The organism is Micrococcales bacterium (assembly GCA_016703125.1).
GTDB lineage: Bacteria > Actinomycetota > Actinomycetes > S36-B12 > UBA10799 > JADKAV01.
The window spans coordinates 176,876-201,866 of the sequence record JADJCR010000003.1; the positions used below are offsets into that span (position 1 = coordinate 176,876).

20 protein-coding genes and 2 pseudogenes are annotated in these 24,991 nt (G+C 69.1%); 16 read left to right on the top strand and 6 right to left on the bottom strand.

The window, feature by feature from the left end:
- The 4 genes and pseudogenes from IPG68_05175 to IPG68_05190 all read left to right on the top strand — a co-directional run bounded on the left by IPG68_05175 (position 1) and on the right by IPG68_05190 (position 3,460).
- Positions 1–937 (top strand): annotated as a pseudogene (locus IPG68_05175) (class I SAM-dependent methyltransferase).
- Entirely contained in the window at positions 934–1,635 is a 702-nt protein-coding gene (locus tag IPG68_05180; GenBank protein ID MBK6762693.1) for an acyltransferase, read from the top strand. The pseudogene IPG68_05175 and the gene IPG68_05180 overlap by 4 nt, the downstream one beginning before the upstream one ends.
- A gap of 54 nt (positions 1,636–1,689) precedes the next feature.
- Positions 1,690–3,159 (top strand): ATP-grasp domain-containing protein, encoded by a 1,470-nt coding sequence (locus tag IPG68_05185; GenBank protein MBK6762694.1) that lies wholly within the window; start codon positions 1,690–1,692, stop codon positions 3,157–3,159.
- A 16-nt stretch (positions 3,160–3,175) separates the two neighbouring features.
- Positions 3,176–3,460 carry a hypothetical protein gene (locus IPG68_05190; protein ID MBK6762695.1) on the top strand — a complete coding sequence of 95 codons (285 nt, stop codon included), beginning with the start codon at positions 3,176–3,178 and terminating at the stop codon, positions 3,458–3,460.
- A 1-nt stretch (position 3,461) separates the two neighbouring features.
- Here the strand turns inward: IPG68_05190 and IPG68_05195 are convergent, their stop codons facing one another.
- The 3 genes from IPG68_05195 to IPG68_05205 are packed head-to-tail and all read right to left on the bottom strand — an operon-like array spanning position 3,462 to position 6,849.
- Positions 3,462–4,658: a glycosyltransferase family 4 protein gene (locus IPG68_05195; protein ID MBK6762696.1), complete on the bottom strand. Its 1,197-nt coding sequence runs from the start codon at positions 4,656–4,658 to the stop codon at positions 3,462–3,464.
- Positions 4,658–6,097 carry a DUF1957 domain-containing protein gene (locus tag IPG68_05200; GenBank protein MBK6762697.1) on the bottom strand — a complete coding sequence of 480 codons (1,440 nt, stop codon included), beginning with the start codon at positions 6,095–6,097 and terminating at the stop codon, positions 4,658–4,660. Before IPG68_05200 ends, IPG68_05195 begins: the two co-directional genes overlap by 1 nt.
- Positions 6,094–6,849 carry a class I SAM-dependent methyltransferase gene (locus tag IPG68_05205; GenBank protein ID MBK6762698.1) on the bottom strand — a complete coding sequence of 252 codons (756 nt, stop codon included), beginning with the start codon at positions 6,847–6,849 and terminating at the stop codon, positions 6,094–6,096. The genes IPG68_05200 and IPG68_05205 overlap by 4 nt, the downstream gene beginning before the upstream one ends.
- A gap of 81 nt (positions 6,850–6,930) precedes the next feature.
- Between IPG68_05205 and IPG68_05210 the strand changes: the two genes are divergently transcribed.
- The 7 genes and pseudogenes from IPG68_05210 to mnmA all read left to right on the top strand — a co-directional run bounded on the left by IPG68_05210 (position 6,931) and on the right by mnmA (position 16,442).
- Positions 6,931–7,713 (top strand): electron transfer flavoprotein subunit beta/FixA family protein, encoded by a 783-nt coding sequence (locus tag IPG68_05210; protein ID MBK6762699.1) that lies wholly within the window; start codon positions 6,931–6,933, stop codon positions 7,711–7,713.
- Between the two features lie 14 nt (positions 7,714–7,727).
- Positions 7,728–8,681 (top strand): electron transfer flavoprotein subunit alpha/FixB family protein, encoded by a 954-nt coding sequence (locus IPG68_05215; protein MBK6762700.1) that lies wholly within the window; start codon positions 7,728–7,730, stop codon positions 8,679–8,681.
- 505 nt (positions 8,682–9,186) lie between these two features.
- Positions 9,187–10,707 carry an MBOAT family protein gene (locus IPG68_05220; GenBank protein MBK6762701.1) on the top strand — a complete coding sequence of 507 codons (1,521 nt, stop codon included), beginning with the start codon at positions 9,187–9,189 and terminating at the stop codon, positions 10,705–10,707.
- Between the two features lie 10 nt (positions 10,708–10,717).
- On the top strand, positions 10,718–11,830 hold the full coding sequence (locus IPG68_05225; GenBank protein MBK6762702.1) for a DUF459 domain-containing protein: 1,113 nt from the start codon (positions 10,718–10,720) through the stop codon (positions 11,828–11,830).
- Positions 11,742–14,242 (top strand): annotated as a pseudogene (locus tag IPG68_05230) (glycogen/starch/alpha-glucan phosphorylase). The gene IPG68_05225 and the pseudogene IPG68_05230 overlap by 89 nt, the downstream one beginning before the upstream one ends.
- Positions 14,243–14,274: 32 nt before the next feature.
- On the top strand, positions 14,275–15,384 hold the full coding sequence (locus IPG68_05235) for a cysteine desulfurase (protein MBK6762703.1): 1,110 nt from the start codon (positions 14,275–14,277) through the stop codon (positions 15,382–15,384).
- The gene (gene mnmA, locus IPG68_05240) at positions 15,384–16,442 is read left to right on the top strand and encodes a tRNA 2-thiouridine(34) synthase MnmA (GenBank protein MBK6762704.1); all 1,059 of its coding nucleotides are present in this window, start codon (positions 15,384–15,386) and stop codon (positions 16,440–16,442) included. Before IPG68_05235 ends, mnmA begins: the two co-directional genes overlap by 1 nt.
- Here the strand turns inward: mnmA and IPG68_05245 are convergent.
- Positions 16,420–17,103, bottom strand: a complete 684-nt coding sequence (locus IPG68_05245; protein MBK6762705.1) for a TRIC cation channel family protein — start codon at positions 17,101–17,103, stop codon at positions 16,420–16,422. The two genes, mnmA and IPG68_05245, sit on opposite strands and share 23 nt — an antisense overlap.
- Positions 17,100–17,780: a TRIC cation channel family protein gene (locus IPG68_05250; GenBank protein MBK6762706.1), complete on the bottom strand. Its 681-nt coding sequence runs from the start codon at positions 17,778–17,780 to the stop codon at positions 17,100–17,102. The genes IPG68_05245 and IPG68_05250 overlap by 4 nt, the downstream gene beginning before the upstream one ends.
- 82 nt (positions 17,781–17,862) lie before the next feature.
- On the opposite strand from IPG68_05250, the gene IPG68_05255 reads away from it, so the two are divergent.
- Positions 17,863–18,768 (top strand): methionine synthase, encoded by a 906-nt coding sequence (locus IPG68_05255; GenBank protein ID MBK6762707.1) that lies wholly within the window; start codon positions 17,863–17,865, stop codon positions 18,766–18,768.
- Entirely contained in the window at positions 18,768–20,870 is a 2,103-nt protein-coding gene (ligA, locus tag IPG68_05260; GenBank protein MBK6762708.1) for an NAD-dependent DNA ligase LigA, read from the top strand. Before IPG68_05255 ends, ligA begins: the two co-directional genes overlap by 1 nt.
- 45 nt (positions 20,871–20,915) lie before the next feature.
- Here ligA and IPG68_05265 read toward each other — a convergent pair whose 3' ends face one another.
- The gene (locus tag IPG68_05265; GenBank protein ID MBK6762709.1) at positions 20,916–21,674 is read right to left on the bottom strand and encodes an SDR family oxidoreductase; all 759 of its coding nucleotides are present in this window, start codon (positions 21,672–21,674) and stop codon (positions 20,916–20,918) included.
- 74 nt (positions 21,675–21,748) lie between these two features.
- Here IPG68_05265 and gatC point away from each other — a divergent pair, with 74 nt between their 5' ends.
- The 3 genes from gatC to gatB are packed head-to-tail and all read left to right on the top strand — an operon-like array spanning position 21,749 to position 24,991.
- The gene (gene gatC / locus IPG68_05270) at positions 21,749–22,045 is read left to right on the top strand and encodes an Asp-tRNA(Asn)/Glu-tRNA(Gln) amidotransferase subunit GatC (protein MBK6762710.1); all 297 of its coding nucleotides are present in this window, start codon (positions 21,749–21,751) and stop codon (positions 22,043–22,045) included.
- Position 22,046: 1 nt separating this feature from the next.
- Entirely contained in the window at positions 22,047–23,507 is a 1,461-nt protein-coding gene (gatA, locus tag IPG68_05275; protein MBK6762711.1) for an Asp-tRNA(Asn)/Glu-tRNA(Gln) amidotransferase subunit GatA, read from the top strand.
- Complete coding sequence (gene gatB / locus IPG68_05280; GenBank protein ID MBK6762712.1) at positions 23,489–24,991, top strand: Asp-tRNA(Asn)/Glu-tRNA(Gln) amidotransferase subunit GatB; 1,503 nt, start codon at positions 23,489–23,491, stop codon at positions 24,989–24,991. Before gatA ends, gatB begins: the two co-directional genes overlap by 19 nt.

A 24,991-nucleotide genomic window follows, 5' to 3' on the forward strand; every position in this document is an offset into this window, starting at 1 on the left:
ATGACCCCACCCACCTCTGAGCAGATCCAGCAGGCCTGGGACGACCCGAAACTGGCCAACCTCCTCTACCACGACTGGGAGGCCGACAGTTACGACGACAAGTGGTCGATCTCCTTCGACGAGCGCTGCATCACCTACGCGACGGACCGCTTCCGCAACGTCGCCGGCGAGGATGCCTGGCCGTACGGCAGCGCGCTGGAGCTGGGCTGCGGGACGGGCTTCTTCCTGCTGAACCTCAAGCTCGGCGGCGTGCTGGACGAGGGCCACGTCACCGATCTGTCCCCGGGTATGGTCGACGTCGCCAAGCGCAACGGTGCCCACCTGGGCTTCGACGTCGAGGGCCGGGTCGCCGACGCCGAGACGCTGCCGTATCCCGACGAGAGTTTCGACCTGGTGATCGGGCACGCGGTGCTGCACCACATCCCGGACCTCGACCAGGCCATGCGCGAGGTCTTGCGCGTGCTCAAGCCCGGGGGCCGGTTCGTGTTCGCCGGCGAGCCGACCGCAAAGGGGGACATCGTGGCGCGCCGGCTGTCGCACCTGACGTGGAACGTCGCCAAACGGATCACCCACCTGCCCGGCCTGCGCGACAAGTACGCCAAGACGGATGCGGAACTCGACGAGTCGTCGCGGGCAGCGGTACTCGAGGCAGTGGTGGACATCCACACCTTCGACCCGGCCGAACTGCGGCGGCTGTGCGCGCGTGCGGGTGCCATCGACGTGCGGACCGTGACCGAGGAGCTGACCGCCTCCTGGTTCGGCTGGCCCGTGCGCACGGTCGAGGCCGCGGTGAAACCCGGCTCGCTGGGCTTCCGGGCGGGCGTACTTCGCCTACGGGACGTGGCTGGCCCTGTCGGCACTGGACGCCAAGGTCATGACCAGGATCGTGCCCGCGCAGTACTTCTACAACGTGAGTGTCACCGGAACCAAGGCGTGAGCCGGGACCCGCGCAACGCACGCTTCCTCACCTGGGCGTCGCTGAAGTGGGTCGTGCGCAATCGTGCCTGGTCGTTCTGGTACCTCGTTCGCTACTGGCGGTTCTTCTGGTTGAAAGTGCGCCATCCGCACATCGTCACCGAGGGCTTCGTCTTCATCGGCCGGCGTGCGGAACTCTACGCCCGGAAGGGATACGGTCAACTGATCCTCGGGCGCTGGGTGCATGTTGGGGAGGAGAACCGCCTGCGCGTGCACGAGGGGACGCTGCGGGTCGGCGACAAGACGGTCTTCGGCCGCGACAACACCATCAACACCTACCTGGACATCGAGATCGGCGCCAGCTGCATCGTCGCGGATTGGGTGTACATCTGCGACTTCGACCACGTCTTCGACGATGTGAGCCTGCCGATCAAGGACCAGGGGATCGTGAAGAGTCCGGTGCGGATCGGCCCGGACTGCTGGCTGGGCGCGAAGGTCACCGTCACCCGCGGCACCTTCGTGGGCGAGGGCTGTGTGCTGGCCGCCAACTCCGTGGTCCGCGGCACGATCCCGCCGAAGTCCGTGGTGGGTGGGGTGCCTGCCCGCGTGCTCAAGGACCGGCAGGTGCAGTTCGACGCGGCCGCCGCGCGCCGGGCGGCGCTGGCCGACATCGCGCGCAAGACCCGGGTGGCCGCCGAGGAGCAGCGCCGGCAGGGATGACAGGCCGGGCGAACACGGGCCCTCCGGACCCCGTTTACGGCTACCCTGATCGGCATGAACGGGCACCCCGAATTCGAGGCACTCGAAGCCGCTCTGCCCGACATGGCCCGCACCTTCGTGGCCGATCCCGCGGCGCCGCACTGCCTCGTGGTGGTGCCGAGCATGTCGTTCGACCAGCAGTTGCTGCGCAACGTGGTCGGCGTCGAGCACTACGAGGAGCGATTGCTGGCGATGCTGCTGCAGTTGCACACCCCCAACGTCCATGTGGTGTTCTGCTCCAGCGGCCCGATCAAGGATGTCATCGTCGAGTACTACCTTGACCTCATCCCGGGGGTGCCGGTGTCGCACTCCCGGCCCCGGTTGACCATGATCAGCTGCGACGACCTCTCGCACCGCCCGCTGACGGAGAAACTGCTCGAACGGCCCGGCCGCCTGCGGGAGATCCGTGAGGAGGTGGACCGTTCCCGGGCCGCCGCCATCGTGTGTATGAACACCACTGACCTGGAACGCAAGCTCGCGACGGAACTCGGCGTGCCGTTGCTGGGCAACCCGCCCGACCGCGACCACCTGGGCTCCAAGTCCGGCAGCCGGGACGCCTTCCGCGAGGCCGGCATCGACTTGCCCGCCGGCTTCGAGCACCTGACCTCCATGGACGACGTGGTCACCGCGCTGGCCGCCCTCAAGCGCGAACATCCCGACCTGCTGGCGGGGGTGGTCAAACTCGAGGAGGGCTTCTCCGGCGAGGGCAATGCGATCTTCCGCTACGAGCACGGCACGGATGAGGCGTCGATCCGGGAGGCGCTGCCGAAGCACCTGAAGATGCAGGCGCCGGCGGAGGACTACGCGTCGTTCAGCGCCCGCTTCGAGGACATGGGTGGCATCGTCGAGGAGTTCGTCAACGGGGTCTCGGCCTCCCCATCCGGGCAGGGCTACATCGGCCCGCTGGGCACCCTGCGGGCGCTGAGCACGCACGACCAACTCCTCGGCGGCGCCGATGGTCAAGTGTTCGAGGGCTCGACGTTCCCCGCGGCCGCGCGGTACCGGCGGCGCGTTCAGGACGACACCATGAGAGTCGGCGAGGTGCTGCAGGCGCAGGGCGCCCGGGGACGCTTCGCTGTGGACTTCGTGGAGGCGGGCGACCGGCTGTGCGCCATCGAGATCAACCTGCGCAAGGGCGGCACGACACACCCGATGCTCACGATGGCGGTGATCACCGAGGGGCACTACGACCCCGGATCCGGAGTGTTCCGAACCGGGTCGGGTGCCGAGAAGTGCTACTACGCCACCGACAACCTGCGTTCGGAGTCCTACCGGGGGATCTCGGTGCCGGACCTGCTCGACGCTGCGGTGACCCGCCGGTTGACGTTCGACCCGGTCACTGAGCGCGGCTGTGTGTTCCACATGCTCGGCGCACTCTCGGAATACGGCAAGGTCGGCGTCACCTGCATCGCCGACACGCTAGAGGACGCGATCAGCGACTACCGTGCTGTCGTGGACATGGTGGACGCACTGGGCGCCCACTGAAGGCCGGAGGTCACCCATGTGTGGTTGCTTCGTCGTGGCGCTTGGCGCCTTCTTCCCGCGCGTCGCACTGGTGTTGCTGTGGCTGTTCGGCGACACCGTGGAGAGGGCGTTCGACAACAACTGGCTCATCCCGCTGCTGGGCCTGCTCCTGCTGCCGTACACGACCCTGTCCTACGTGCTGCTCTACTGGTGGCTCGGCGAGGTGACCGGCTTCACGTGGTTCTTCATCGTGCTGGCCTTCTTCCTCGACCTCGGGTCCTACGCGAGTTCGGCGCGGACGCGCAACTACCGGGCGGCCTGAGTCACCAGACCGGGTGGCGCGGGGCGGCCGTTGCCCTTTGCGGGTGCGGTCCGCGGGTGCAGGTGCGGTACACCTGATCGGTGCGCGCCGCGATGTCGGACCACCGGTAGTGGCGCAGAGCCGCTGTTGCGGCATCGCGGCGGCGAGCGGTCCCGACCGGGTCGGACCACGCAGCGTTGATCTGGTCGGCCAGGTCCTGCGGGTCACCAGGTCGGCAGCGGCGGCCCCGGTCGTCGGTGACGAATTCGGCGAGACCTCCGGTGTCGCCGACGACGAGCGGCACCCCGGCCGCAGCACCCTCGAGGGCCACGATCCCGAACGGTTCGTAGGAACTGGGTGCGATGAGCAGGTCGGAACTCCCGTACACCGCCTGCAGGGTCGCTTCGTCGACGTGTCCGAGCAGGGACACGTGGGACTGCAGGCCGGCCGCGGCGATCCGGTCGGCGACCTCATGGGACTTGCCGCCGGTGCCCACCATCCGCAACCGGGCTTGTGGGTGTGCGCGCAGGACGTGCGGCATGGCGTCCACGGCGGTGAAGACGCCCTTCTCCCATTCGAGGCGTCCAACGAAACTGATGCGTGGCGACCCGTCGAGAAGATCCGCGGGCACGCGGACGGGTTCGGTCCGGGCCGCAGGGTCGATCCCGTTCGGGATGACCGTGATGCGGCTGCGGTCCACGTGGTGGCCGCGGACCACCTCCTCGGCCATGCTCGACGAGCACACGATCAGGCCATCGGCCTCGTCGACGAGCCACTGCTCCACAAGATGGACCCCGCGCGCGACGTCGTCGGGGAGCCAGCCGTTGTGCCGCCCCGCCTCGGTGGCGTGCACAGTCGCGATCAGCGTCACCCCCAGGTGCGTCGCAGCGGTGCTGCCGGCGCGTCCGACCACCCAGTCGTGGGCGTGCAGGACATCCGCGCCCGTCACAGCGCGCGCCGCCTGCCCGATGCGGGCATCCAGGCTGCCGACCCAGGTGAGCAGGGACGGGAGGTGGTAGGGGAACGGTCCGTCCGGTGCCACCCGCACGACCTCGACCCCGGCCAGTTCCTCGCGTGACGCTGCACCTTCGGGCTGCTGGGTGACCACAGTGACCTCGTCGCCATTGGCTGCCTGCGCGGTCGCGAGTGCATGCACGTGCCGGCCCAGACCGCCGTAGACGACCGGTGGGTACTCCCAGGTCAGGTGGACGACGTGCACTACAACAACCGCGGGTCTAGGTGGCCGAACGGCCGTTCCGCCAGAGGTGCCTGCGGCCGGCCGGTCTCGATGGCTGCGGCGATGCGTTCGAAGTGCCGGTGGTGCTCGTCGTGGCGTTGCCGCGCGTACCCGGCAGCGCTGTCCTTGGTCACCATGAAGGCCCAGTCGCTGGAAAGGGCCAGCAGGGCCTGGGTCGCGAGGTCCACCCTTCGGGCGTCGCGGCTCTCGGGGTCCGCCGATTTCAGCCAGCGCCGAACGAGATCTTCGTTGTCGTCGATCATGTCCGACACCTGCGGACCGGCCCACACCCGGAAGTCCTTGCCGCTGCCCCATGAGCCCGGCCCGGGGTCGATGCGCCCGGCAACATCGGTGCTGGCGCGGGCCAGGGTGGTGATCTCGACGCCGGCCTGCGGCAACAAGGTGAGGACCCGTTCCAGCCACTGCGGCCCCTCGTGCCACCAATGCCCGAACAACTCGGTGTCGTAGGCGGCAACGACCAGTGGATCGGGCCGGGTCCGGCGCAGTTCCAGGAGGCGCCGGCGGACCACGGTGACGAAGTCCTCGGCGTCGCGTTCCACGGCCCGGGCTGCGGCAGCCTCGTCGTAGGGTGCCTTGTCCGTGCCGTGGACGGCGCCGGAGGTCACCCGGCGGGTCCGGAAGCCCGCATCGTCCACCACGTGGAAGTCCCGGTACTCGTGGTGACCCGGGTATCCCTTGCGCGGCGACCAGACGCGGTACGTCACATCCAGGTCGCGGCCGAACGCGACCACGCCGGTGTCCCCGACGGTCCACGCACTGTGCGTTCCCCGGCCGACGTGCAGCATCGTCGGGCCGTCCAGGAGGAAATGACGTACGCCGGCGCGGTCGTAGACCTCCTCCAGCCCCGGCCGGTACCCGCACTCGGGCGCCCAGATGCCCTGCGGGGCGGTGCCGAAGCGGACGGTGTGGTCGTCGAGTCCCGTCCGCAGGCTGAACGCCGCGACCCGGTCCTCGAGCAGCGGCTGGAACGGGTGCGTGGCGGGCCCTGCGAGCAACTCGATGACACCGGTGTCGGCCAGGGCACGCAGCGCAGGTGAGAAGCCGGCCCGGTATCGGCCCTCGAGGGCTTCTAGCGCCGCGCGCGCGGCCCGGGCCTCGCGCGCCGCCGCTCCGGGATCGTGAGCGGCGAGTTCCTGGGTGCGCCACAGCCAGTCGGCGACCCACGTGCGGGCTCCTGCCAGGCACTGCGGATCGTCGAGTTGCGCTGCGAGGACTGGGGTGACGCCGATGGTCACGAGGTCGCGGGCGCCGGTGTCGGCCAACCGTCGCAGGGCGTCGAGCACGGGGATATAGCTGGTAGCGACGGCCTGGTTGAGCCATTCCTCGCCGACCGGCCACCTGCCGTGCCCGCGCAGCCATGGCAGGTGGCTGTGCAGGACGAGTGCGAACCGCCCGATCATGAGGCCACAACCACGAGGTCCAGGCTTGTGTCCACGTCGTAGCCCGTGACGGTGAAGTCGTTCACCGTCACACTGCTGACGAATTCCTCGAGTTCGGCCGGCCAGTGCCCCGACAACGACGCATCGATCTGATCGGCGATGATGGCTGGGCGCTGGGACAGACGTGCCCCGTGGTGCACGCCGAACATCTCGATACGGGTGAACCCCGCTGCGCTCAGCAGGTCCACGAGCTGTTCGGCGTCGAACTCCTCGACGTGGAACGGGTTGGTGGGCTTGGCCCCCCGCGGCAGGCCGGGGGAGAACGTGAGCCGGTTGGGTGTGCTCAAGCAGGCCCACCCCGCGATGCGCCGGACCTCGCGCAGGAAGCCCGGCAGGTCCCACAGATGCTCCACCACCTGCAGGCTGACGACGGCGTCGAGCGGCGCGAAGGGCAGCCCGGCGAGGTTCGCCCGCACGTGTGGCAGGTCGTAGGTCGCCGCGCTGTGCTCGATCGCAGCCCGGTCGTAGTCGACGGCGACCACCCACGCGCCGGCCTCCCGCAGGATCTGCGCGCCGTACCCCTCCCCGGAGCCCGCCTCGAGGATGCGCTGGCCCGGGCAGCGGCCCGCGAGCCACCGGTAGACGACCTCGTGCCGGGCGAACCAGTACTGCTCGCGGGCGATCCCGGGCACGGTCCGCTCGCCGGTGAGGGGCAGGGGGGAGGGCACGCTTCCCAGGCTACGGGCAGGGTGAGGGGGCAGTTCTGGCGCCATTCCTACTGGCGAGTAACATTGGTACACGTGCCGCGTGCGACAGTGCCCGGCCAAGCGCACCCGAGGAGGTTGACCGCGCCCATGAAGATCGTCGTCTGCGTCAAGCAGGTCCCCGACACCTGGTCGGAGAAGAAGCTCGACCCCGCCACCAAGACCCTCGACCGGGCCTCCGTGGACGGAGTGATGAACGAACTCGACGAGTACGCCGTCGAGGAAGGCCTGAAGATCGCCGAGGCCACCAGCGGTGAGGTGGTCGTGCTGTCCATGGGTCCCGAGCAGTCCACCGAGACCATCCGCAAGGCCCTGAGCATGGGAGCCGATGCCGGCATCCACATCGTCGACGACGGCCTGGCCGGCTCCGACGCCGTCGCCACCTCCCTGGCCATCGCCAAGGTGATCGAGGGCCGAGGCGTCGACCTGATCCTCTTCGGCTCGGAGTCCACTGATGCGCGCATGAGCGTGGTGCCGGCGATGGTGGCCGAGCGCCTGGGCCTGCCGCAGTTGACCTTCGCGAACAAGGTGGAAGCCCCGGGCGACGGCTCGGTGAAGGCCCACCGTGTGACCGACTACGGCTACGACGTTGTCGAGGCCAGCACGCCTGCAGTCGTCTCTGTCGTCGAGAAGATCAACGAGCCCCGCTACCCGTCCTTCAAGGGCATCATGGCCGCGAAGAAGAAGCCCGTCGAGACGATCTCCGTGGCCGATGCCGGGATCGAGCCGGCCGCCGTCGGCCTGGGTGCCGCCTGGAGTGAGGTGGCCGAATTCGCCGCCGCGCCGGCCCGCGCCGCGGGCACGATCGTCACCGACGAGGGTGACGGTGGCGTGAAGATCGCCGATTACCTGTCCGAGCAGAAGTTCATCTAGGGAGAACGAACACAATGGCTGAGATTCTGGTACTCGTCGACCACGTCGACGGCTCGGTGAAGAAGACCACCCTCGAACTGCTGACGCTGGCCCGGTCCCTGGGTGAGCCGTCGGCGGTGTTCGTCGGCGGTGGCAGCGACAGTGCGGCGGCCACCCTGGCCGAGTACGGCGCGGCGAACATCTACGTCGCCGACGCCGCAGAACTGACCGACCACGTGGTCGCCCCCAAGGCCGAACTGCTCGCGCAGCTCGTGTCGGAGAAGTCCCCGGCGGCGGTGCTCATCACCTCCACCGCTGAGGGCAAGGAGATCGCCGGTCGGCTGGCGATCAAGGCCGGCAGCGGCGTCATCACCGACGCCGTGGGTGTGTCCTCCGATCTAGTCGCCACGCAGTCGATCTTCGGCGGCTCGACCATCGTGCAGTCGAAGGTCACCCACGGCACCCCGATCATCACGGTGCGTCCGAACTCCACGGCGCCGGAGGCGGCCCCCGCGGCCGGTGCCCGCAGCGACGTGTCGGTGTCCCTGAGCCCGTCGGCCACGGCGGCGAAGGTCGTGGACCGGGTCAAGGAGGAGAAGGGCGCTCGCCCCGAACTCACCGAGGCCGCGATCGTGGTCTCCGGCGGTCGTGGTGTGGGCGGTCCGGAGGGCTTCGCACTCATGGAGAAGCTCGCTGACTCCCTCGACGCAGCGGTGGGTGCCTCGCGGGCGGCCACCGACGCCGGCTGGTACCCCCACCAGTACCAGGTGGGCCAGACCGGCAAGACCGTGTCGCCGCAGTTGTACATCGCCAACGGCATCTCCGGGGCGATCCAGCACCGCGCCGGCATGCAGACCTCGAAGACGATCATCGTGGTCAACAAGGACCCCGAGGCGCCGATCTTCGAACTCGCCGACTACGGCGTGGTGGGTGACCTCTTCGAGGTCGTCCCGCAACTGACCGACGAGATCAGCAAGCGCAAGGCCTGATCCGCGAGCAGGCCCCGCCACCAACGCATCCCGGTGGCGGGGCCTGGTCGTGTTCAGGTGGGCCGGGCCACGGTTCGGTTCCGGGGCGGGGGCGGTGGCCGCGGGTTTCGTAGGCGGGAGTGGTTCGGACGTTGGGGAGTGAAGGAGACCGGTTGGATCGCTCCCGGGTGTACGGATCTCTCCCGGGTGAGTCTGGAGGGCAGCCAGCGCTCCCCGGTGGCCGCGGGTTTCGTAGGCGGGAGTGATTCGGATGTTGGGGAGTGAAGGAGACCGGTGGGATCGCTCCCCGTTGTACGGATCTCTCCCGGGTGAGGCTGGAGGGCGCCGCCAGGCCCGTCTCCCGGGTGAGGCTGGAGGGCGCCGCCAGGCCCCGAGCCCGGGTGACCCGCGACCCGCCGACGTCGCCTGAGCGCGAATGTCCCCACCCCGGGTTAGCCTCGCGATAAGTCACGCGAGCCCTTCCCCATCGCGTGACCCAGGCAGGTGATGGACCGAGGGGTTGCGCGTGGTTTTTCCGACGATCGAGTTCGCGGCGTTCTTCGTCGTGGTGCTGCTCGCGTCGTGGTTGCTCATGCCCACGCCGAAGTACTGGAAGCCGTTCATCTTCGCCGCGTCGTTGGCGTTCTACGCGGCGGCCGACTGGCGCTGGGTGTTCCTGCTGCTCGCCTCGATCATTGGCAACCAGGCCGCCGCGACACTGATCAGCCGGATGGCGCGGGGACCCGGGCGCAAGGCCGTGCTCGTCGCGGCGGTCGCGGGCAATCTGCTTCTGCTTGGGGTGTTCAAGTACCTCGGGTTCTTCGTCGACAGCGTGAACGGGCTGGTGAGCGCGTTCGGCTTCGAGGGCGAGCAGCAGGTGCTGGAACTGGCCCTGCCGGTCGGGATCTCGTTCTTCACGTTCCAGGCGATCAGTTACGTGGTCGATGTGTACCGCGAAAGGGCGCCGCTGGCCACGCCGATCAACACCGCCGTCTACCTGTCGTTCTTCCCGCATCTGGTCGCCGGACCGATCGTGCGGGCCACGGAATTCATCCCGCAACTGGCCACGCCGCGCAGCCCGCGTAGCATCCCGGCAGCGCCGGCGCTTTTCCTCATCGCCGGCGGCTTGTTCAAGAAGGTCGTGCTCGCGGATTTCCTGGCCGTCAACCTGGTGGATCCGGTCTTCGGCAGTCCGCAGGCGTTCGGAGCCGTCGACACCGGTGTCGCGATCCTCGGGTACGCCGCGCAGATCTACTGCGACTTCTCCGGCTACACCGACATCGCGATCGGCCTGGCGATGCTGCTGGGATTCTGGTTCCCGCAGAACTTCGACCAGCCCTACCGGGCGGCCAGCCTGCAGGAGTTCTGGCACCGCTGGCATATGACCCTGTCCCGCTGGCTGCGCGACTACGTGTACATCCCGCTCGGCGGCAGCCACAAGGGTCCCCGTCGCACCTACATCAACCTCATGCTCACGATGATCCTCGGTGGGCTGTGGCACGGCGCGGCGTGGACGTTCGTGATCTGGGGCACCATGCACGGGTCGGGGCTGGCGGTGGAGCGCTGGGCCCGGCAGCGCGCTGCGAGCCTGCGCGCCCCCCGGGACATCGACCTGCGCGATGAACCGGAACCGGCAGGTGGTGGCGACGTCACCCGCACGATGGTGATGGTCAAGCCGGCCCGCCTCGACGCGGTCGTCTCCCGCACGTACCCGAAGCCCGTGCTGTGGCTGGTGACGTTCGCGTTCGTGTGCTTCGCGTGGGTGTTCTTCCGGTCCCCGGATGTCGGCACCGCGCTCACGGTCCTGTCCCGGTTGGTGGTCGGATGGACCACTGCCGCGACGCTGGTCACGCCGGCCGTTCTGGTCGCTCTGGTCGTGGCGTTCAGCACGCAGGTGACGCCCGCACGGCTGTGGGACCGCGTGGCGGTGCAGTTCAGCCGGCTGCCCTACTGGGCGCAGGGTGTGCTGTTCGGTGTGTTCCTGATCGTCATCGACACACTGGTCGGCCAGCAGGGTGTGGCCCCGTTCATCTACTTCCGATTCTGAAGGCCCGGCCATGACACACACCCTCCACGAGCCCCCCAAGGCCGACACCCCTGCGCCGCAGAAGCGCAACCGCGCGGACAGCTATCACCCAGCCATGCACGGCTTCGAGGGCAAGCGGATGCCTGCCGGGCACATCTGGCTGGTCGTGGTCATCGCCCTGGGTGTGGCCGTCATCTTCAACTCCGGCGGCTTCCTGCGTGACGCCAACGGCATGCGACCCGGTGTCCTGAGGACGGTGGTCGTCGCGCTGGCCACTCCGATCGACGCCGCCGCGCAGTGGCTGCGCCTGGATCGTCCGCAGCAGGCGCTGGCGGGCGTGCTCGGCCAGGACACCGATGATGCCGACGGTGCGGCGCTGGTTTCCGACGAACCGGTCGCCGAGCCCGCCCCGGTGGCCACGGCCCCACCGATCACCAGCCCCACGGCTGCCGATCCGTTGCAGGTACTGGTCCTCGGTGACTCCCTGTCGACTTTCGTCGGCCAGCAGATGGCGGCGCAACTGGCCGACTCCCGGCTGGTGGACTTCACTTCCGTGTGGCGCAACGGCACTGGACTGACCAACCCGGCGTTCTTCAACTGGGAATCCGGAGCCCGGTCGATCATCCGTGACAAGCGCCCAGAAGCCGTCGTGATGCTCGTGGGAGGCAATGAACGCAACGACATGACCGTGCGCGGGCAGACGCTGGTCCCCGGCACCGAAGCCTGGGAGAACGAGTACGAGCGCAGGGCGCGGGTGGTGATGCGGGCCATGATGCAGGAGGGCGTGCAGCGAGTCTTCTGGTCGGGGCCCCCGACTGCGCGCGACCCGCAGTGGAACGACGTCTACGCCGACGTCAACGCCGCACTGGCCCGCGCCGCCGCGTCCGTACCCGGGGTCACGTACGTCGACCTCTACGACGAGGATGCCGGGTTCGCCATGGAGGAGGTGGTCGACGGCGAGCAGGTGGTGGTACGGCAGCGCGACGGCATCCACTGGACGTACCCGGGATCGCTCACACCTGCCCGCGCCGAGATCGCGGCCATAGAGAGCGCATATGGTGATCTCCGGAACCAACGCCCGCCCACCACGGAGGTCCCCAGTGACACGCAGCCAACGACCGGGGCCGAACCTTCACGACCCTGAGAAGTTCGCCCGGGAATTCACCGAAGAACTTCGCTTCGGCCAGGGCGTCGACTTCGTCCGCGCCTCCGAGAGCGACCTGTACATGGCGCTGGCGCGCACTGTCCGCCAGGCGATGATCTCGCGCTGGATCGACACCCTCGAGACCCAGATCGGCCGGGGTTCCAAGGCGGTGGTCTACCTGTCGGCGGAGTACCTGCTGGGCAGGCAGTTGGACAATGCTTTGCTGGCGACAAACCTGCAAGCCACCGCCCGCCACGCGCTGGCCTCCCTGGATCTCGACCTCGACGAGTTGCGCGAGTTCGAGATCGAGCCGGGTCTGGGCAATGGCGGTCTGGGTCGCTTGGCGGCATGCTTCCTCGACTCGCTGGCCACGATGTCCATCCCGGCGGTCGGGTACGGCATCCGCTACGAGTACGGGATCTTCCAGCAGAAGTTCAATGAGGACGGCCGGCAGGTCGAGGTGCCGGACTCGTGGCTGCGGCATGGCAACCCGTGGGAGTTCCCGCACCCGGAGATGTCCGTCAAAGTTGGCTTCGGCGGCACGATCACGCACAGCAACAACGGAAGCCGCCGGGCGACGTGGACTCCGGAGACCACCATCGTCGCCGTGCCCTACAACTACATGGTTCCCGGCTATCGCTCGGACGCGGTGAACACCCTGCGGCTGTGGCGGGCCCAGGCGGCCGAGAACCTGGACCTGAAAGAGTTCAATTCGGGGACTTCCAGGCGGCGGTGCGCGCCCAGACCCAGGCTGAGTCGATCTCCAAGATCCTGTACCCCGAGGACTCCACCCCGGCGGGCAAGCGCCTGCGCCTGCAGCAGCAGTACTTCTTCGTCGCGGCGTCCATCCACGACTTCATCCACAACGTCCTGCCCGGTGACTTCGACCTGCGCCGCCTGCACGAGCGGGTGGTGTTCCAGCTCAACGACACCCACCCCGTGATCGCCATCCCGGAACTCATGCGCGTGCTGATGGACGAGAACGGCTTGCGCTGGGAGGAGGCCTGGGCGGTCACGCGCAAGTGCTTCGCCTACACCTGTCACACCTTGCTGCCGGAGGCGCTGGAGGTCTGGTCGGTCGAGTTGCTGGAGGAGTTGCTACCCCGGCACATGGAGATCATCTACCGCATCAACTCGCTGTTCCTCGAGGAGGTCGCTGACGCGTTCCCGGGCAACGACTGGCGCGTGCGCCGGATGTCCATCATCGAGGAGCACCCGGAGCGCGCAGTGCGGATGGCCTACCTGGCCACGGTCGGCAGCAGCAAGGTCAACGGGGTGGCCGAGTTGCACAGCAAGCTGTTGCGCGAGCGCGTCCTGCCGGACTTCGCGGAGCTCTACCCGGGTCGCTTCACGAACGTGACCAACGGGGTCACCCCGCGCCGTTTCCTGAAACTGGCCAACCCCGAACTGTCGGAGCAGATCACCGAACGGATCGGTCCGGACTGGGTCACCGACCTTGAGCGTCTGCGGGAACTCGACGCCTTCGCCGACGACCCGGAATTCCTCGAGGCGCTTCGCAAGGTCAAGTACCAGAACAAGATCCGGCTGGCAGAGATGCTCAAGAAGCGCGACGGCCTGAGTCTCAACGTCGACACCATGTTCGATGCGATGGTCAAGCGGCTGCACGAGTACAAGCGGCAGTTGCTCAAACTGCTGCACGTCGTGGTGCTGCACCAGCGGATCGGCGACGGCCAGCAGATCAAACCCCGCACCGTGCTGTTCGGGGCGAAGGCCGCCCCCGGCTACCTGATGGCCAAGGAGATCATTGGCCTCATCAACTCGGTTTCCCAGACCATCGCCGAAGACCCCCGCGTCCAGGGGCAACTGGCCGTGGTCTTCCCGCCGAACTACAACGTCACTCTGGCCGAAACCCTGATCCCCGCCGCGGACCTGTCCGAGCAGATCTCGCTGGCGGGGAAGGAGGCATCCGGGACCGGCAACATGAAGTTCGCACTGAACGGTGCGTTGACCGTCGGAACGCTGGACGGTGCGAACGTCGAGATCCGGGACCTGGTCGGGAAGGACAACTTCTTCCTGTTCGGGATGACCGAGGAGCAGGCCCATGCGACCAAGGAGGCGGGCTACAACCCGCTGACGTACTTCGAGAGCGACCCGGTGCTGCGGCGGGCCCTTGAGGCGATCAGCCGTGGTGACTACTCAGGTGGGCGGTCGTTCGAATTCGGCCACGTCGTGGACTCGCTGCTCAGCGACGACCCGTACATGGTGTTGGCCGACTTCTCCTCCTACCTCGCCATCCAGGACGAGGTAGGAGAGGCGTGGGCCGATCCGCAGCGTTGGGGGCGGATGGTGGTGCACAACATCGCACGTTCCGGGTTCTTCTCCTCGGACCGGTCGATCCGTGACTACCTCGACCGGATCTGGCACGCACCCGCGGTGCCGGTGCGCCACTGATCGGTCCTGCCGGACGCACCTACCATGCACAGGTGCACTACCTGGATCATGCCGCGACCACCCCGCTGCGCCCCCAGGCGCGCGAGGCGATGCTGCGGCAGTGGGGCGAAGTGGGCAATCCGTCGAGCCTGCACACGGCCGGCCGGCGCGCGCGGCGGGTGGTGGAGGAGGCCCGCGAGCAGATCGCGGCCCTGATCGGGGCGAAGCCCGCGGCCGTCATCTTCACCAGTGGCGGCACTGAGGCCGACAACCTGGCGATCAAGGGTCTGGCGCGAGTGGGCGACCGGCGCCGGGTGCTGGTCTCGGCGATCGAGCACCACGCCGTGCTGGATCCGGCCGTGGCCCTTGCCGACGAGGGTTTCGTCGTCGATCGGATCCCGGTTGACCGCTGGGGCCGCGTGGACCCTGAGGTGCTTGCTGCGATGCTCGATGACGACGTCGCGCTGGTGGCTGTCATGTGGGCGAACAACGAGGTGGGCACCATCCAGCCCGTCGCGGACATCGCGCGGGTGTGCCGGACGCGGGGGGTGCCCTTCCATTGCGACGCCGTGCAGGCACTGGGGCAGATCGATGTGGACGTCGCGGGGATCCCGTCGGTCGCCCTGTCCGCGCACAAGGTCGGTGGCCCGGTGGGCGTGGGCGCCCTGGTGCTGGACCGGGACCAGCCGGTCGCGCCCCTGGTCCACGGCGGCGGCCAGGAGCGCGATGTCCGGTCCGGCACTCTGGATGCCGCCGGCATCGCGGGGTTCGCCGCTGCTCTGGCTGCCGACACCCACGACCTCACCGGGCTGCGGGACTCCTTGATCGACGGGATCCACGCGGCGGTTCCGGAAGCGGTGCTCAACGGGCATCCGGAGGACCGGCTCGCCAACAACGTCCACTTCTCGTTCCCGGGATGCCCCGGGGATGCCCTGTTGATGCTGCTGGATGCCGCCGGCATCGCAGTGTCCACCGGGTCGGCCTGCACCGCCGGCATCCCGCAGCCCAGTCATGTGCTGGTGGCCATGGGCGCCGATGAGGCGGTCGCGCGCTCGTCGTTGCGGTTCTCCCTGGGCTGGAACAGCACGCAGGAGGACGTGACGGCGGTTGTCGAAGCGCTCCCGGCCGTGGTCCAGCGGGCCCGGCGGGCGGGGGGCCTGTGATGCGGGTCATCGCCGCACTCTCCGGCGGGGTGGATTCCGCGGTGGCGGCCGCACGCTTGGTGGATGCCGGTCACGAGGTGACCGGGGTGCATCTGGCGCTGGCCGAGAAGCGCTACGCCGGTGGCGGCCGGGGGTGCTGCACGCTCGAGGACGTCCACGACGCACGCCGCGCCGCCGATGTGCTCGGCATCGCGTTCTACGTGTGGGACTTCGCCGAACGGTTCCGGGAAACGGTGCTCGACGACTTCATCGAGGAGTACCGCGCCGGGCGCACGCCGAACCCCTGTGTGAGCTGCAACCAGCACATCAAGTTCGCCGCGGTCCTCGAACGTGCCGTCGCCTTGGGGTTCGATGCAGTGGGCACCGGCCACTACGCGCGCACGGTCGACGGCCCCCACGGGGTGGAGCTGCACCGCGGCGTGGATCCGGCCAAGGACCAGTCGTACGTGCTGGCAGTTCTCGATGCGGAGCAACTGCGCCACTCGCTGTTCCCGTTGGGCGACACGTGCAAGCCCGACATCCGGCGGGAGGCCGCAGAACGCGGCTTGCTGGTCGCCGAGAAGCCGGACAGCCACGACATCTGCTTCATCCCGGACGGCGACACCCGCGGCTTCTTGCGCGAGCGGATCGGTGCGTCCGCCGGCCCCATCGTGGATGCCGAGTCGGGCCGGACACTGGGCGAGCACCCCGGGGCCGTGGGCTTCACGATCGGCCAGCGCCGGGGGTTGCATCTGAGCCAGCCCGCTGCCGACGGTCAGCCGCGGTACGTCGTGGAGGTCGATGTGCCATCGAACACCGTGTTCGTGGGGACGCCGCGCAGACTGCGCGTGGTGGGCTTCGAGGTGGACCGGTTGCGCTGGACCGGTGACGTGGTGGACCAGGCCGAGGTGGAGGTCCAGATCCGCGCGCACGCCGATCCGGCGCCGGCTGTGCTGTTGGGCGGGCGTGTGGAACTGCGGCAGGAGATGTCGGGGGTGGCAGCCGGGCAGATCGCCGCGTTCTACGACGGCACCCGCGTGCTCGGTAGCGGGCGCATCACGTCGACGACTGGTGCGTGAGTGCCTCCGGCCGGTGCGACCATCGCCGGCCGAGATCCATGGGCATCGGGGTGTGCAGGTCGAACGCGGCACTGACCATGCGCACCGCCGAGGCCACCACGATGCACCCGATCTGTGCCACCAGCAGGTCCCCGGTGGTCCAGAAGACGCCCGTGAACGTGCAGGCGCCGACGAGGGCCGCCGCCGCGACCCACTGGCCGGGCAGCAGGACTGCGGGGCGTTCCCCGCAGAAGATGTCACGCAGCAGGCCGCCGCCGGTGGCTGTGATGACGGCCACCAGGACCGCGGAGCCGAAGCCGAGGCCGTTGCTGAGAGCCTTCGTGGCTCCCACGAGCACCCACACGCCGATGAACAGTCCGTCGATCACCTCGAGGAGCATCGATGCCCGGCTCATCAGGCCTGAGAAGGCCCAGCCGAGGACCGTCCCGATGATGGCGTACAGGAGGAAAGTCGGCGACGTCAGGAAGACCGGCGGCCCTGACACCAGCAGGATGTCCCGGATGACACCGCCGCCGAGGGCGGCGCAGAAGGAGACCACCAGGATGCCCATGAGATCCATCCGGCGGCGGCGGGCGTGCAGCGCACCGGAAACCGCGCCGACGGCGATGGCCAGCGCGTCCAGGGACGAGGGCAGCGCGATCGTCTCGACCGGTTCGATCACCGGTCCGACTCCTGCTTGCGGTTCCAGTACGACCAGACGCGGTTGGACAGGTCGTCGGCGGGTCGGGTCTCCCATCTCCACAGAAGCGCCACGGTCCGGGTGGCGAACACCGCGACGATGACGATCACCTGGCACAGCAACGGATTCCCGGTCCAGGCCTCGAGGGCGACATAGAGGATCGAACCGCCCAGGGCGATCACCCCGAGGACCACTCCGGGCCGCAGCAGTTGTGGGGCATCCCCGCCGAGAATGTCCCGGAACAGCGGTCCGGCAGTGGCCACGATCGTGCCCACTGCGATCGCGGGGAGGGCGCCCAGGCCCGCCCGCAAGGCGCTGTCCGTGCCTACGGTGGCCAGTAGTCCCATGGCCAGTGCTTCCAGGCCCAGCAGGGCCCGGTCGAACTTGGCGATGTAGCCGGCGAAGAAGAAACCGATAACGGCAGCTGCCACCGCGGACAAGATGAAGTCGCTGTCGCGCAGCACGATCGGGCCCCTGGCCAGCAGGATGTCGCGCAGGAGCAGTCCCCCCAGTCCGGTGGCCACGGACAGGGTCAGCACGCCGATGACGTCGAAGCCGCGCCGCGCCGCGTAGGTCGCCCCGGCCAGCCCCCCGACGACCACGGCGAGGTAGAGCGTCCACGTCGGCAGAGCGGTCGCTCCCGTGTACACCTCCGGCATGGGCTCACCGTAGCGCGCGCTCCGGGGCGGGAGCGGGGAGTGCACGGGCGGCTGCGACTGCGGGGATGTGCCACGATGAGCCGTGCCGATACCGCTGTCCATACCCGTCACCGTCACCGGCATCGGATCGGTCCCGGGGACCGTCGTGACCGACTGGCCGGCCCGGGTCGCCGACCAGCTGCCTGATCTGCCGCACGTGCCGGAACTGCCCGAACGGGGCCCTGGCGCGGACATGATCGGTCGTACGCTGGGGCTGCTCAGCGAGATCAGCCCCGACTTCCGCGCCGCGACCACCGTGACCGGCTGGGAGCTCACGGCCGGAACCCGCGACATGCGGCGGGCGCGGTCGGTGCTGGCCGAGGACCTGGACGCGGTCGAACAGGCCTGGCAGGGGCACACCGGGCTGGCCAAGCAGCAGTTGGCCGGCCCGTACACGATCGCCGCCTCGGTCGAGCGCAAGGGTCGCCGGCTGCTGGCCGATCCCGGGCTCATGCGCGATCTGGTGACGGCGTGGCGCGAGATGGCCGGCCGTCACCGGCAGGACCTTCACCGGCGCCTGGCTGCCACCTGGCTGCTGCAGATGGACGAACCCGCACTCCCGGCCGTGATCGCGGGTTCGGTCAGCAGTGTCAGCGGGCTGTCGGCCTATCCGGCGGTCGAGCCGGATCTGCGCATCGGAGCCGATCTCATCCACTGCTGCGCGCAGGCCCCGCCGTGGGCAAGGATGCGCGGGTTCGCCGGGGTGCTCTTCGACATGTCGCTGCTCAACGCCGGTGACGACGAGGCGCTCGCGGAGTTGTCCACGGGCGGCGCAGTTCTGGGTTTCGGGGTGTCACAGTCACCGGGTACCGTCCGTGACGTGCTGGATTTCTTCGACCGGACCGGGCTTGCCCCCGAACCGCTGCTCCTCACCCCGCCGTGCGGGATGGTGGCCGACTACCGTCCATGGCTGCGGCTGGCCGCCGACCTGACCGAGCGGTTGTCCTGATGGCCGGGCCGGGGCAGGCGGATCGCACCCGCTGGGAGGAGTTGGTCGGGCAGATCGAGCAGGCGCGTTTCGAGTACTACCAGAAGGACGCCCCGAAGCTCTCGGATGCGGAGTACGACGCGTTGTTCGTGCAGTTGCAGCAACTGGAGGAGCGCTTCCCGGAGCTGCAACGGGCGGATTCGCCGACGCAGACGGTGGGCGGGGACCGTTCGGACATGTTCGAGCCGGTCGAGCATCTCGAGCGGATGATGAGCCTGGACAACGCGTTCGGGCTTTCCGAGTTCGCCACCTGGGCCGCGCGCATCGAGCGCGACCTCGGCGAGGTCCCGGCGATGCTGTGCGAGTTGAAGATCGACGGGCTGGCGGTGGATCTGGTCTACACCGAGGGCCGTCTGACCTCCCTGGCGACCCGCGGTGACGGCCGGGTCGGGGAGGACGTGACGTACAACGCCCGGTTCATCCCGGCGATCCCGAAACGGCTGACGGGCGCGCCGCAGCGGGTGGAAGTGCGAGGGGAGGTGTACTTCCCGGTGGCGCAGTTCAACGCCCTGAACGAGCAGATGCTCGACCTGGGCCGGTCACCGTTCGCCAATCCGCGCAACGCCGGGGCGGGGACGTTGCGGCAACGGGTGGACCGGCGTCAGGCGGAGATCGCCGAGCGGGAGACGTCGGGGCGGAAGGTCTCGGACAAGGCCCGCTCGGAATTGCAGCGCGGCATCGACTCGCTCGGCCGGTTGCAGTTGATCGTGCACGGGCTCGGGGTGCTGGACGGTCAGCGGCCGTCCCGGTTGTCGCAGGCGTACGAGCAGATGTCGGCCTGGGGTCTGCCGGTGTCCGGGCGGATGCGAGTGGCCGGGTCGCTGATCGAAGTCGAGGCGTACGTGCGCGAGTTCGAGGCCAAGCGGCACAGCCTCGACCACGAGATCGACGGAGTTGTGGTGAAGGTCGACGACCTGGCCATCCAGGACCGGCTCGGCGCCACCTCGCGGGCGCCGCGGTGGGCGATCGCGGTGAAGTACCCGCCGGAGGTGGTCCGGACCCGACTGCTGGACATCGCGGTCAACGTCGGCCGGACCGGGCGGGTGACACCGTTCGCGGTGATGAAGCCGGTGCGGGTTTCCGGCACCACGGTCTCCATGGCCACGCTGCACAACGCCCAGGAGGTCCAGCGCAAAGGCGTGCTGATCGGGGACATGGTGTTCCTGCGCAAGGCGGGCGAGATCATCCCGGAGGTGATCGGGCCGGTGGTCGAGGAGCGGACCGGCACCGAGCGGGAGTTCGTGATGCCCACGCACTGCCCATCGTGCGGGACTTCGCTCGCGCCGGCCAAGGAGGGCGACGTCGACATCCGCTGTCCCAACGCCCGCTCCTGCCCATCGCAGTTGCGCGAGCGGCTCAACCATGTGGGCTCCCGGGGCGCGCTGGACATCGAGGGGCTCGGGTGGAAGGCGGCGGCCGCGATGCTGGACGACCACTTGGTCACCGATGAGGGCGATCTGTTCGACCTCAACGAGCCCGCCTTGTTGCGATCACCGTTCTTCACGCGGTCCGGTCACGAACTGACGGAGAACGCCCGCGTGCTGCTGACGCAGCTGGGGGTGGCGAAGACCCGGCCCCTATGGCGGGTCCTGGTGGCTTTGTCGATCCGCCACGTGGGGCCGACGGCGGCGCAGGCGCTGGCCCGTGAACTGGGCAGCATGGACACCATCCGGGCTGCCAGCCTCGAGCAGTTGAGTTCCGTGGACGGGGTCGGGCCGACCATCGCGCAGGCGCTGCATGACTGGTTCGCCGTGGACTGGCACGCCGCGGTGGTCGACAAGTGGGCCGCCGCCGGGGTGCGGATGGCCGACGAGTCCGCCGGCGCCGCCGGACCGCTCACCGGCAAGACCATCGTCATCACCGGCACGCTGTCCGGGTGGAGCCGCGATGCCCTCACCGAACGGCTGCAAGAACTCGGCGCCAAAGTGACCGGTTCGGTGTCGAAGAAGACCGACTACCTCATCGCGGGCGAGAACGCAGGATCGAAGCACGCCAAGGCCGAGGCCCTGGGCGTGCCCATCCTGACCGAGGAGCGACTGGGGGAACTCGGGGTGCAGGTGTAGGCAGTGAGGTAAGTGGCGGCAGACCCCGCCCGCCGACACCTCCTGCTACGCGCGCTCCTCGGCGATCGAGTTGCCGCCGTCCACGACCAGGCATTGGCCGGTGGTGTAGGACGCGCCTGGGCTGCAGAACCAGGCGATGGCCGCCGCAACCTCCTCGGGGGAGGCGCTGCGACCCATCGGGGTGTGCCGGCCCTGCCGCGCCTCGTCCTGCGTCTGGCTGCCCGTCGCGATCCAGCCCGGTGCCACTGCGTTGACGGTGACCCCGCTGCCGGCCAGGTCGAGGGCCAGCGCCCTGGTCAGGCCCACCATGCCCGCCTTCGCCGCGGCGTACACCGGGTCGTCACGCATCGCCATCACCGGTCCCGTGACGCTCGCAACGTTCACCACGCGGCCCCAGCTCCGCGCGGCCATCGGCGGTGCGACGTGCCGGGTGACAAGGAAGGCGGTGTCCAGATTGCGGCGCAGCCCCGCCTGCCAGGTGGCCAGGCTCAGGTCCGCGAGGCGGCCGGCCTCGAAGTCCGTGCCGACGCTGACCATGCCGGCGTTGTTCACCAGCAGGTCGACGGACTGGGGCAGTGCAGCCACGTGATCCTCGTCGGTCAGATCGGCCACGACCGCCTCGGCGTCGATGCCCGCGGCCCGCAGTTCCCGGACCCGCTCCTCGATCCGGGCGGTGGTCGCGGTAACCACCACCTGGGCTCCCATGCCGCCGAGCATCCCGGCGGTGGCGAAGCCGATACCCGAAGGGCTGCCCGCACCCGTGATCAGCGCGATCCTGCCGGACAGGTCGAACGCGGGGATCATGGCCCGAGGCTAGCCGGAGCCGGGGGCACAACGCCCCGGGGTCCGACCCGGACGCGCGTCCGTAGACTTGCCGCATGCCCGCTATCTCCCGCGACGATGTCGCGCACCTCGCGCGCCTGGCGCGCATGGAACTCTCCGACGGGGAGCTCGCGCACTACGCCGAGCAACTCGACGTGATCCTCAGAGCCGTTCAGCGCATCAGTGAGGTCGCCGCCGAGGATGTTGAACCGATGTCACACCCGGTCGCGATCAGCAACGTGTTCCGTGCGGATGTCCGGGTGCCCGGGCTGAGTTCAGGTGAGGCCCTCGCCGGCGCACCGGCTGTCGAGGACGACCGTTTCCGTGTCCCGCGGATCCTGGACGAGGAGTGACATGAGCCTGACCGACACCACTGCTGTGGAGCTCGCCGCGGGAATCGCCGCCGGGGAGTACTCGGCACGCGAGGTGACCACCGCCTTCCTCGACCGCATCGCAGCGACCGACGAGCGACTCAACGCGTTCCTGGCCGTCGACACCCCGGGGGCCCTGGCGGCCGCCGATGCCGTCGACGCCGCCCGGGCCGCCGGCGAACCGCTGGCGCCGCTGGCCGGAGTGCCGGTGGCAGTCAAGGACGTCCTCACGACGGCGGGCCTGGCGACCACCTGCGGTTCCCGGATCCTCGAGGGCTGGATCCCGCCCTACGACGCGACTGTCACGGCCAGCTTGAAACGTGCCGGCGCGGTCATCGTGGGCAAGACCAACATGGATGAGTTCGCGATGGGTTCCTCCACGGAGAACAGCGCATACGGCCCGTCCCGCAATCCGTGGAACACCGACCTGATCCCCGGTGGCTCCAGCGGTGGTTCCGCCGTCGCGGTGGCCGCGCGCCAGGTCCCGCTGGCCATCGGCACCGACACCGGTGGTTCCATCCGGCAGCCGGCCGCCATGACCGGTGTGGTGGGCGTGAAGCCGACCTACGGCGGAGTCTCCCGCTATGGTCTGGTCGCCCTGGCCTCTTCCCTGGACCAGGCCGGTCCGTTCGCGACCACCGTTTCCGACGCGGCGCTGCTGCACTCCGTGATCGCTGGTTACGACCCGAAGGACTCGACGTCGTTGGACGCACCCGTGCCGCCTGTGGTCGAGGCGGCTGCCCGCGGCGACATCAAGGGCATGCGCATCGGGGTGGTGAAGCAACTCACCGGTGACGGCTTCCAGCGTGAGGTGCGTGAGCACTTCGCCCGCAGCCTGGATCTGCTCGCCGACGCCGGGGCGCAGATCGTGGAAGTCTCCTGCCCGCACTTCGAGTACGCTCTGGCGGCCTACTACCTGGTCATGCCCAGCGAGTGTTCGTCGAACCTCGCGAAGTTCGATGCGATCCGGTACGGACTGCGCGTGGGTGACGACGGTCAGAAGTCCGTCGAGCAGGTGATGGCCATGACCCGCGAGGCAGGATTCGGGCCCGAGGTGAAGCGGCGGATCATGCTCGGCACCTACGCGCTGTCCAGCGGTTACTACGACGCGTACTACGGCCAGGCGCAGAAAGTGCGCACCCTCATCGCCGAGGACTTCGCGAAGGCGTTCGAGGTCGCAGCTGTGCTCGCGACGCCGACTGCGCCGACGACCGCGTTCCCCATCGGGGAGAAGGTCGACGACCCGTTGAGCATGTATCTGCAGGACATCGCCACGATCCCGGCGAACCTTGCCGGGCTGCCCGGCATGAGCCTGCCCGTGGGGCTGGACGACAAGGGCCCGCCGGTCGGACTGCAGTTCCTGGCCCCGGCTCTGGCCGACGACAGGATGTACGCCGCGGGTGCCGCTCTGGAGGCGGCCATCGGATGCGAGGCCCGGCCATGAATTTCGAGCAGGCGGTCGCGCAGTTCGACCCGGTCCTCGGGCTCGAGGTGCACGTGGAGCTCAACACCGAGACGAAGATGTTCTGCGGCTGCGCCACCATCTTCGGCGGGGAGCCGAACTCGCAGGTGTGCCCCGTTTGCTTGGGGCTGCCGGGTTCCCTGCCGGTGGTCAACGGCGCCGCAGTGGAATCAGCCGCACGCATCGGACTGGCGCTGAATTGCCGCATCGCGCCGCGCTCGCGTTTCGCGCGGAAGAACTACTTCTACCCGGACATGCCGAAGAACTACCAGATCTCGCAGTACGACGAGCCCATCGCCATCGAGGGGTACCTGGACGTGGACGTCGATGGCCGGACCTATCGCATCGGGATCGAACGTGCGCACATGGAGGAGGACACGGGCAAGTCCCTGCACATGGGCGGGGCGACCGGTCGCATCCACGGCGCCGACTACTCGCTGGTCGACTACAACCGCGCCGGCATCCCCTTGATCGAGATCGTGACCAAACCCATCACCGGTACCGGGGACAAGGCCCCCGAAGTGGCCAAGGCCTATGTCACCGCGTTGCGTGACCTGCTGCGCGCCCTCGGCGTCTCCGATGTGCGCATGGAGCAGGGGTCCCTGCGCTGCGACGCCAACGTGTCGCTGCGTCCCAGCCCAGACGCCCCATTCGGCACCCGGTCCGAGACGAAGAACGTCAACTCGCTGCGCTCGGTGGAACGTGCCGTGCGCCACGAGATCGAACGGCAGGCCCAGATACTGACCGAGGGCGGCACCATCGTGCAGGAGACGCGGCACTGGCACGAGGACACCGGCCGGACCACGTCCGGGCGCACCAAGGAGGAGGCGGAGGACTACCGCTACTTCCCCGAGCCCGACCTCGCGCCGGTGGTCGCCTCCGAGCAGTGGGTCGAGCAGTTGCGCGCGACTCTCCCGGAGCCACCGGCTGCGCGCCGTTCCCGCCTGCAGGAGCAGTGGGGGTTCACCGATCTGGAGATGCGCGACGTCGTCAACGCCGATGCGCTCGACCTCATCGAGCAGACTGTGACCGCCGGGGCCACGCCCGCCGGGGCGAAGAAGTGGTGGCTTGGCGAACTGGCCCGACGCAGCAACGACACCGGCGTGGCGCTGCCCGACATGGCCGTCGACGCGGCCGCCGTCGCACGCATCGAGGAATTGGTCGCCACCGGCTCGCTGAACGACAAGATGGCCAGGCAGGTGATCGACGGTGTGCTCGCCGGCGAGGGCGACCCCGACGAGGTGGTGGCCGCCCGCGGCCTGGTCCTGGTCTCCGACGACGGCGCGCTGACCACAGCCGTCGACGAGGCCATCGCCGTCAATGCGGACGTGGCTGACAAAGTGCGCTCAGGCAAAGTGGCTGCGGTGGGGGCGCTGGTCGGTGCGGTCATGAAGGCCACCCGCGGCCAGGCCGACGCCGGCCGCGTGCGGCAGTTGCTGCTCGAACGTCTCGGCGTCGAGGAGTAG

Coding starts and splice junctions, on each gene's coding strand:
- IPG68_05185 (MBK6762694.1), top strand. CDS start 1,690: ATGAACGGGCACCCCGAATTCGAGGCACTCGAAGCCGCTCTGCCCGAC.
- IPG68_05190 (MBK6762695.1), top strand. CDS start 3,176: ATGTGTGGTTGCTTCGTCGTGGCGCTTGGCGCCTTCTTCCCGCGCGTC.
- IPG68_05200 (MBK6762697.1), bottom strand. CDS start 6,097: ATGATCGGGCGGTTCGCACTCGTCCTGCACAGCCACCTGCCATGGCTG.
- IPG68_05205 (MBK6762698.1), bottom strand. CDS start 6,849: ATGGCGCCAGAACTGCCCCCTCACCCTGCCCGTAGCCTGGGAAGCGTG.
- IPG68_05210 (MBK6762699.1), top strand. CDS start 6,931: ATGAAGATCGTCGTCTGCGTCAAGCAGGTCCCCGACACCTGGTCGGAG.
- IPG68_05215 (MBK6762700.1), top strand. CDS start 7,728: ATGGCTGAGATTCTGGTACTCGTCGACCACGTCGACGGCTCGGTGAAG.
- IPG68_05225 (MBK6762702.1), top strand. CDS start 10,718: ATGACACACACCCTCCACGAGCCCCCCAAGGCCGACACCCCTGCGCCG.
- mnmA (MBK6762704.1), top strand. CDS start 15,384: ATGCGGGTCATCGCCGCACTCTCCGGCGGGGTGGATTCCGCGGTGGCG.
- IPG68_05250 (MBK6762706.1), bottom strand. CDS start 17,780: ATGCCGGAGGTGTACACGGGAGCGACCGCTCTGCCGACGTGGACGCTC.
- ligA (MBK6762708.1), top strand. CDS start 18,768: ATGGCCGGGCCGGGGCAGGCGGATCGCACCCGCTGGGAGGAGTTGGTC.
- IPG68_05265 (MBK6762709.1), bottom strand. CDS start 21,674: ATGATCCCCGCGTTCGACCTGTCCGGCAGGATCGCGCTGATCACGGGT.
- gatC (MBK6762710.1), top strand. CDS start 21,749: ATGCCCGCTATCTCCCGCGACGATGTCGCGCACCTCGCGCGCCTGGCG.
- gatA (MBK6762711.1), top strand. CDS start 22,047: ATGAGCCTGACCGACACCACTGCTGTGGAGCTCGCCGCGGGAATCGCC.
- gatB (MBK6762712.1), top strand. CDS start 23,489: ATGCGAGGCCCGGCCATGAATTTCGAGCAGGCGGTCGCGCAGTTCGAC.